Raw genomic sequence first — 8,321 nt, 5'->3', positions numbered from 1 at the left:
CGTCGCCATCCTCATATTTCAATCGGAGATACTTTTCGATCTCATTTTCATTTTCCAATCCATATGGAGCGCTCTGCGATTTGAGAAATGCGTTGCGTGTCTGATAATCAAAAAAGATTTTGAACCGAGTATTTTTTTGCAACGCTCGCAATGTGGCAAATTCATGTATGCAAAGTGTGACTGAAGTTGAATCGCAGGTACATGAAATCCGCAGGGCGACCCTATCTTGCTGTACGTGTATTCTTACAGCTGGTGAATCTAGATTTTCTTTTGTTTCGAAATTCCCTTCATTTAGAGAAAGGTGGACCGCGGTTACGAAGTTCACTTGTCCATTATTAGGAACGATCGGCCCTTGAAAATGCTTCAATAAATATACTTCGCTAATCGCGTTGAAGTCAAAATTTTCGAAAAGATATTCGTTACTTGTTAAACGCATTTAGTTTTTAATTAGCTGCAGGTATATTTATGCAACGCTCAAGTTATTTTATCGTCACTGCGGCTTTGTAGCGTTGAAAAATTTCAATAGGCGTAGGTATGCTGGACATTTTTCGATTTCTCTCGTCCAAAGATCCACTTCAATAAATTGTATTTTTAGAAAATTTTCTGCGTCTGTGACTCTTTGATCAGCACTAATCTGTACCGGATCGGGATAAGTTTTTCCAAGTAAAGCGATTCGTAATTCTTCTATTGTCATATTAAAACAAAAATACTAAAATCTGTAACAAATAATTTCCGACTTGTAAAGCAAATATAAATTAATTTAGAATGATAAATCAGCCGCATTTGATTGTCGAGAAAAAGTTTTCTTCAGTAATCGGTTTTCGTTTAAGGATAATGACTTACTAGTGATTTAAAGTGGAATGAACTTATTGTTCGTCATTTGATTTTTGAGCACTGCAAACAAATTGTTACATAGGTTGTTCTTTACCATGTACTTATAAACGCATATTATGGAAAATAATTTAATTCAAATTGCTCAATCTTATTTTAACGAGCAACGTTACAGCGATCTTGCTTCACAAGAAAACTTAACGGTCGAACAAGTAAAGACTGGGATAAGTGCAGTTATTCCCTCTCTGTTTCTAGGATTTCAACGTAAGTCAAGTCCTGAATTGAATGGATTATTAGAGAACATTAAATCGAGGTTTTCGGGATTTGATTTCTCTGATGTGCCCAATTCTATGGCTACCACGCAGCACGTAACCGGAGATGTTGATTCTACAAAATCATTTTTGGGTTCGTTGTTTGGTGATGGATTCGACGGTATACTTTCTAATTTATCTAATTTTTTAGGTATTAATACCAATAATATTGTTAGTTTGTTTTCGGCAGGAGTACCAGCAGTAATTGGCGCAATGACTAATAAAGGGGAACGCTGGGACACGACATCGATAGGTGCAGATTTAAACAATAATCGCTCTAATTTTTTATCGGCGTTACCAGCAGGGTTAACACTCGGTTTGTTTGGGAATGATTTAGAGGCTTCCAAAGTACCGATTGATCCTATAACTCCTATCGATACAACGAGCGAAGCGAAATATATCCCACCTGTGGCGCTGCCTCCGGCACAGGAAAATCGTAAAAAAGGTGGAGGGTTCTGGTGGATTATCATCCTTATTTTGTTGGTTTTGTTATGGTTCCTATTTGGAAAAGGATGTGGCGGAAATGATTCGATTACTTCTGATTCAACTGATGTGGATACGATGGGTACCAGCATGGATATGCAATCTCCTCCTCCGGTTGATTCATCGGCGAGTTCATCGATCGGTGAACGTGAGAGTATTATGGTGACTCTTCCTAATGATACTGTCCTCAACGCATACAAGGGGGGGATTGAAGACCAATTGGTAACCTTTTTAAGTTCAGATTATAAAGCTCTTACGGACGACGAATTGAAAAATCGTTGGTTTGACTTTGACAACTTGAACTTCCAAACGGGTACATCAAATATCTTACCTGAGAGTCAAACACAAGTCGACAACTTAGCAGCTATCTTAAATGCATTTCCTGACGCGAAAGTTAAAATTGGGGGGTATACGGACAAAACGGGCACCGAGGAAATAAATAAAAAATTGTCTGGTGATCGTGCTGCCTCAGTGCAGAAAGCGCTTGAGTTAAAGGGTGTTGGCGATAGGGTGGTAGAAACTGAAGGATATGGTTCAGATTTTGCAAAATTTGCTCCAGACGCTCCAGAATCTGATCGGTTGAAGGATAGAAGAGTGGCAATTAGCGTCCGCAAGTAAAGCTTCCGCTTCATTGCATCTACGTTGTTATACAGCAAAAGGGAGCCTAAGGTTTCCTTTTGTTCGTTTTAATATGTTTGAAAACTTAAGTTTTAGCAGATTAAGTTTAAATCTTTAAAACTGATTTGTATTGCTATCAAAATATTACTAAGAATGATTTCACATTTAGCAGGTGTTATAATATACAATTTTAGTCTGGTTAAACTTATCTGATCGCTTCTTTAATTTTAAATTGCGCGTGTCGAAATTAATTTGACGCCTTTGCTGTTGTTCTCGAGGTTATCTGAAAATTCCGTTCGCTTCAGTTAGTATTATTGGTTCTCCGTCAGTGACAATAATTGTATGTTCGTGTTGGGCCATGTAACCACCTTTGTTTCCTACCATTGTCCAACCATCGTTTAGTTCGACCGCATAAGTGGAAATGGTCGAAATGAAAGTTTCAACTGCTACAACAGAGTTTTTTCGAAATCTTCGATGATCGTCAACATTTTTGAAGTTTAATATTTCATCAGGTTCTTCATGTAAACTACGGCCGACACCATGTCCTCCGAGATTTTTAATAACCTTCAAACCTCTTTTTTTTGCAAGCGTTTCCATCATAAGTCCGATTTCCGATATTTTTACGCCTCCTTTGATATTGTTAATTGCAGTCTTTAATATGTTAAGCGATGCATCGACAAGGTGTTCTCGTTGATAAATATCTCTCCCAAGAATGGACGAGGCTCCATTGTCGGCCCAATATCCATTTAGTTCAGCAGAAACATCAATGTTGATTAGATCTCCTTCTTTTAGTATTCGTTTTTCTGAGGGGATGCCATGGCAAAACTCGTTTTCGATGCTTATACAGGTACATCCTGGAAAATTGTAAGTTAGGTTGGGCGCAGATTTTGCTCCGAAATCTGCTAGTACTCGTGCCCCATAGTCGTCCAGTTGTTTAGTTGACATACCAGGCTGAACAAAGTCTAACATTTCCCTTAAAGCGCAAGCCACGGCCTCGCTAACTTTTTTCATTCCGTTCAAATCTTTTTCGTTTGCGATCAGCATAATTCTATTATTAGTGTTACTTCCTATGCCACAAAAATAGGATTTGTAGATGCCGCCTAGAAAGTAAAAATCGGACATTTAATCCGACATGGAACAGTTTTTTGTATATTGGCACAAGTATGCCACTAAATTTCTTGCAAAGCATAAAATTGTCGGGTTCTATTGAATTAGGTTTAATAGGCGAATATTCCGAACATATTTTTGATATGTACACCTTTTCTTGTCGTGATTTGAGTTCTAGTCAATTGCTTTTCAATGATGGCATTCCTTCAATCATTTTTATGCCGCAAAAAAGCGATTTCGTTTGTCTGGAAAAAAAGGAAGGTATGTCTAGATATGATTCTGCTTGGGTTTGCTGTGGAATTGTTGAAAACACGTATTGGAATATTCCAACTAATATTGATTTTGTTACAGTATTACGTTTTAACCCAGCCTCTTTTTACTCTCTTTTTAATGTTTCTCCCGCAGTTTTTTTTCGTAGACCTATTTGTAGTTTGTGCGATATCGTAAATGACAAATGGATGGATTTCTTTGATCAGATGTATGAAAAGGAAACTTTGCTCCAAAAAGCTTCTTATTTAAACACCACGTTCTCATTATATCATACGGAAAGTAATTTCCCATACATTTTAAATATGGCGACCTCCTATATTGAAAGCGAGAAGGGGAATGTAACGATCTCGAATGTTCTCCAAAGACTAGGTCAGAGAGTTAATGCGAAATGGCTCCATCGTAATTTTGTGAAATATATTGGTATTTCGCCTAAGCGATATATTTTACTACAGCGATTTATATATGCCTATCAATATTGTAAGAAAAGTAAGTCTAAAGACTTCTTTGATGCAGCGCTTTATTCAGGCTATTATGATTATAATCATTTCTTTAAGGAATTCAAGCGATATACTGGTGTCGGACCCGCTCAATACACGTGGGACTAACATAATAGAAAACGTAATTTATTTATTTTTGTTTTATAGCACAGGAGTTAACTGATCTTTTTATAAACCTGAGCTGGTAATGTGAACCGAAAGGTTTTAAAAAACAATCAACTAAAATCTATGGGGGAAAACAACTTCTCAGACATAAATGGTACTAAAACTATTTCTCGTAAATTAGTCTGGCTGATGGCAATTGTTTCGGGGCTCGTTGTTGCAAACAATTATTATAACCAACCACTATTAGCTTTAATAGCCGAAGACCTGAACGTGTCCGAAAGGGCTGCAGCAAAGATATCTGTGCTTACCCAGATTGGTTACGCATGTGGATTATTATTGATTGTCCCATTGGGTGATAAGCTCTTACGTAGGAGACTTATTTTGGTTGATTTAGTGTTAGTTTTTGGTTCTCTGCTTTGGATAACCTTTACTCGCGATTTGTGGGGAATTTATGTCGCAAGTTTATTGATCGGAACGACGTCTGTTATCCCACAATTGTTTGTTCCTATTGCTGCTGAGCTTTCATCAGACAATGAAAAATCGGGAAATATTGGACTTGTTATGTCGGGATTATTGTTAGGGATTCTCCTATCGCGTTTTGTGGGTGGAATTGTTGGGGAATTATGGGGATGGAGGGCTATGTTCGGAATTGCTGCAGGTTTAATGGTTATTGTATGGGGGATATGCTTTAAAACACTTCCAGAGTTATATCCAAACTTCAAAGGGAGTTATAAGCAATTGATGTTATCGGTCGCACATTTGGCAAGAACGCAACCTGTTTTGCAGCTTGCATCATTCCGCGGTGCCATGGCCTTCGGTTCAATGTCTGCATTGTTTACCACCCTTGTTTTTCATATGGAGGGACCTCCTTTTAACGTCGGGTCATCCGTTGTGGGTAGTTTTGGATTGGCCGGGGCTATTGGTGCTTTAGCCGCCGCCAAAATAGGAAATCTTCAAAAATATTTTAATTTGAACCGAATTATTTTATTTTCTCTTCTAGTGCTGACAGGAAGCTGGGTATTTACGTATTTTGCTGGTGAAACGTATTGGGGACTTGTCGCAGGTGTTATCCTTATTGATTTAGGCGTACAAGCAAGTCACATTATGAATCAAACCAATTACTTTATGTTAAAAACGAATGCGGTAAACCGGTTGAATACTGTATATATGGTTGCGTATTTTATCGGTGGGTCGCTCGGTACCTCGTTTGCTTCCATCGCGTGGGATTATGCACAGTGGCCTGGTGTTTGCTTCGTCGGAATATCATTCGGTTTACTGGCCATCGTAGCCCATTTGATGTTCAGCCGGCGAATTGAATACCTTTCGCAAGCATAAAATTAATATTTCAAAAGAACGATGATAATGCTTAGCATACTGCAAAATTGGTATTCTGTTCGACGTTGTTTCTTTAGTCGATTATAGTTGGCACTCCGGTTTCTCCCTTCCGTACGTCATTTCGACGACTCCTGACTTAAACGCGCGTGTATTAAGTAATCGAAAGTTCAAACGATTTGTGAGACCTTCAAATAAGGGTTTACCACTACCCAATGCGATAGGATGGATGGATATTTTATAGATATCGATTAATTCTAAATGAACAAATGTCTTTATGAGATTAGCACCACCATAAAGCCAAATGTCCTTACCACTTTGTTTTTTTAGCTCGCCCACTCTATTAGCTATGTCAGACGAGATAAAGACAGCCCTGTCGTCGACGCGATTATGTGAGGAAAAAACAATCTTATGTTTTGAATGTATTTTTTGCCAATCGATTTTATCTGGCGGACTTGTATGTTCCTGCGGGCGGAAGTTTCCCCAAGCGTCATAGCTTACTCTTCCGTAGAATATGGTGTCGATACTATCGACGAAGGTATCAAAATTCATTTCGTCGTCCATTATACACCAATCGATCTCTCCATTAGGCCCTTCTATAAAACCATCTAAACTAACGGCTAAATTTAAAACAACTTTTCTCATGTGAATATCTTTCCAGCAAAAATACGTATCAGTTGGTTATTACACCTTGGAAAAACGCGACAAAATTAAAACTGAGAGGGAACATGTCCTGTGTTCCTTTTAAATTCGTTAGTTAAATGGGCATGATCATAGTAACCACATTCGACCGCAATATCTGATAGACTTCTTTCTCGCTTGGTATCGGCTATTTTAGCCAAAGCATTTTGAAAGCGAACGATACGAGAATATTCTTTTGGCGAAATACCGATTTCTACCTTGAATTTTCGCTCTAAATCCCTTATTGTTGTAAAGGATTTCTTTGCAATTGCGTCTATACTTAATTTGCCTTTAGCCGCATGGATATGTTCTATGACCGATTTTAAATAGCCGTTTCGATGTTGTAGTCTATTTAGAAAAAAAATATTTAAATACTCGGTAGAGCTTTTAATAATTTTATCGATGTCAAATGAGCGCGAATCTTCCAGCAGTACCGTCTGATTTATTATTTCACTTTGAGGAACGAAATTATAAAAATCCGATAATACAGCAGGTTTCAAACATACTCCAATTAAATGTGTACTACTGTCTATAAGGCTGTCTTTAAAGGAAGTCATTGTGCCGGCGACATAGGTCTTACCAAAATCTATTTTGACTTTTCCATTATCAGTAACGCATGTATCTCCCATATTGAAAATTAATCCCGAACAACCGTCTGGGAAAATTCGCTCCCATTGATTGTCGCTATCGTCGCCTTTTAGCTCCCAGAAAGCGTGGATAAACGGCTTTAATGTTGAGCAGGGTGCTATTTCATTATATTCCATTGTCTTAGTACTAGCTTTTATTCTTGGATCAATTTAATCTTTATTGGATGGAAATCCATGAAAATCATAGATTTTTTGTCTAAATATTACATTTCCTTTCATTGAATTTTCATAACGAAAGATATTTTAATGTTAAGATGTTGGTCGTAAATTGTAATATGTTTATGTAATAGGCTTTTAACCGTTAATAATAAACATCTATTTTTTAAATGTGTTTAAATACCTTAATATATTTAGAATTTAAATTATTTTTTTTAATATTTTTAAGTTAAAAAAAGTTAAATAGTGTATATTAGATATATTGTACTTAACTAACTGAATTATCAATTCAATCTAACCAACATGAGAAAAATTTTAACGTTTTTCCTTGTCATTACTGTTTTTGTGTGTGTTGCGCAAGCCCAAGACCGCGAAATAACGGGAAAAATCAAGGACAATTTAAATAGAGTAGTCGCGAACGCGTCTATTCTAGTGAAAGGAACCAATCTTGGTACAGCATCCGATGCTGGAGGTAATTTTGAGATTCGACTCCCGAGTACCTCAACTACTCTTATTTTTTCAGCGGTAGGTTACGCTGATCAAGAAATCGAAATCAGAGAGAAAGTCAACATTAATGTCATTTTAGCGGAGAAGAATGAAGGTATCGATGAGGTTGTGGTAATGGGATATTCCTCCATTGACAAGAAGCATTTAGCTTCCTCTGTGTCACAGATGGACATGGAACAGACAAAAACAAGACCCATTATGAAAATGGAACAGGCATTCAGTGGGACAATCCCGGGAGTTACAATGCAACAAGGAAGGTCTCTCCCAGGGGACGTTCCGGGAAATATTGCAATTCGAGGCGTTAGTACTCTACAAAACGCCGGGCCTTTGGTAATAGTCGACGGAATGGAACAGTCTCTTTCGGATATAGACCCCAACCAGATCAAGAGCCTAACAGTATTAAAGGATGCAGCATCTACGGGAATGTATGGTTCTAGAGGTGCGAATGGGGTGATTGTTATCGAAACTGAGCGAGGTACTACTGGCCAGTTTAGAGTCGATATTAATGCTTGGGCTTCGCTGGATAATCCTATAGACCTACCTGAATTTGTCAATTCAGCTGACTTTATGCGGTTAAACAACGAAGCGAGAATGTTGCAAGGACAAACTACCAATTTTTCCGATGATGATATTCAAAAGGCGAGCTCAGGTGAAACTCCAAATATAAATTGGTTAGAACAAATCATGACGCGGCGTGCTTACGCCCAAAACCAAACAGCAAGTGTTTCTGGAGGAGGAGGAGTTGGTACATTTAATTTGATGTTGGGACATATTCA

9 protein-coding genes are annotated in these 8,321 nt (G+C 37.8%); 4 read left to right on the top strand and 5 right to left on the bottom strand.

Annotation, left to right across the window (positions count from 1 at the left end):
• Positions 1 to 436, bottom strand: a 436-nt coding sequence (locus HP439_RS16155) for a hypothetical protein (protein ID WP_172391369.1), incomplete at its 3' end; no start/stop codon positions are given.
• Positions 437 to 490: 54 nt separating this feature from the next.
• On the bottom strand, positions 491 to 694 hold the full coding sequence (locus HP439_RS16150; RefSeq protein WP_172391368.1) for a DUF6965 family protein: 204 nt from the start codon (positions 692 to 694) through the stop codon (positions 491 to 493).
• A gap of 256 nt (positions 695 to 950) precedes the next feature.
• On the opposite strand from HP439_RS16150, the gene HP439_RS16145 reads away from it, so the two are divergent.
• A complete protein-coding gene (locus HP439_RS16145) occupies positions 951 to 2,243 on the top strand; it encodes an OmpA family protein (RefSeq protein ID WP_172391367.1) in 1,293 nt (430 codons plus the stop codon).
• Positions 2,244 to 2,522: 279 nt separating this feature from the next.
• Here HP439_RS16145 and map read toward each other — a convergent pair whose 3' ends face one another.
• Positions 2,523 to 3,287, bottom strand: coding sequence for a type I methionyl aminopeptidase (map, locus tag HP439_RS16140; protein ID WP_172391366.1), 765 nt, complete (start codon positions 3,285 to 3,287; stop codon positions 2,523 to 2,525).
• Between the two features lie 134 nt (positions 3,288 to 3,421).
• Here map and HP439_RS16135 point away from each other — a divergent pair, with 134 nt between their 5' ends.
• The gene (locus tag HP439_RS16135) at positions 3,422 to 4,225 is read left to right on the top strand and encodes a helix-turn-helix domain-containing protein (protein WP_172391365.1); all 804 of its coding nucleotides are present in this window, start codon (positions 3,422 to 3,424) and stop codon (positions 4,223 to 4,225) included.
• A 120-nt stretch (positions 4,226 to 4,345) separates the two neighbouring features.
• On the top strand, positions 4,346 to 5,557 hold the full coding sequence (locus HP439_RS16130; protein WP_172391363.1) for an MFS transporter: 1,212 nt from the start codon (positions 4,346 to 4,348) through the stop codon (positions 5,555 to 5,557).
• Positions 5,558 to 5,638: 81 nt separating this feature from the next.
• Here HP439_RS16130 and HP439_RS16125 read toward each other — a convergent pair whose 3' ends face one another.
• A complete protein-coding gene (locus tag HP439_RS16125) occupies positions 5,639 to 6,199 on the bottom strand; it encodes a dihydrofolate reductase family protein (RefSeq protein ID WP_172391362.1) in 561 nt (186 codons plus the stop codon).
• A gap of 65 nt (positions 6,200 to 6,264) precedes the next feature.
• Positions 6,265 to 6,999: a helix-turn-helix transcriptional regulator gene (locus tag HP439_RS16120; protein WP_172391361.1), complete on the bottom strand. Its 735-nt coding sequence runs from the start codon at positions 6,997 to 6,999 to the stop codon at positions 6,265 to 6,267.
• Positions 7,000 to 7,341: 342 nt separating this feature from the next.
• Between HP439_RS16120 and HP439_RS16115 the strand changes: the two genes are divergently transcribed.
• On the top strand, positions 7,342 to 8,321 hold a 980-nt coding region (locus HP439_RS16115; protein ID WP_172391360.1), incomplete at its 3' end, for a carboxypeptidase-like regulatory domain-containing protein.

The sequence above is a fragment of the Sphingobacterium shayense genome (assembly GCF_013179575.1).
Classification (GTDB): domain Bacteria; phylum Bacteroidota; class Bacteroidia; order Sphingobacteriales; family Sphingobacteriaceae; genus Sphingobacterium; species Sphingobacterium shayense.
The sequence above is the reverse complement of the archived record's forward strand: the minus strand, read 5'-3'. Positions and strand labels throughout refer to the sequence as shown.

What these genes read in the sequence shown, in the direction of transcription:
- HP439_RS16150 (WP_172391368.1), bottom strand. Translation starts at nt 694, where the DNA reads ATGACAATAGAAGAATTACGAATCGCTTTACTTGGAAAAACTTATCCC.
- HP439_RS16145 (WP_172391367.1), top strand. Translation starts at nt 951, where the DNA reads ATGGAAAATAATTTAATTCAAATTGCTCAATCTTATTTTAACGAGCAA.
- map (WP_172391366.1), bottom strand. Translation starts at nt 3,287, where the DNA reads ATGCTGATCGCAAACGAAAAAGATTTGAACGGAATGAAAAAAGTTAGC.
- HP439_RS16130 (WP_172391363.1), top strand. Translation starts at nt 4,346, where the DNA reads ATGGGGGAAAACAACTTCTCAGACATAAATGGTACTAAAACTATTTCT.
- HP439_RS16125 (WP_172391362.1), bottom strand. Translation starts at nt 6,199, where the DNA reads ATGAGAAAAGTTGTTTTAAATTTAGCCGTTAGTTTAGATGGTTTTATA.
- HP439_RS16120 (WP_172391361.1), bottom strand. Translation starts at nt 6,999, where the DNA reads ATGGAATATAATGAAATAGCACCCTGCTCAACATTAAAGCCGTTTATC.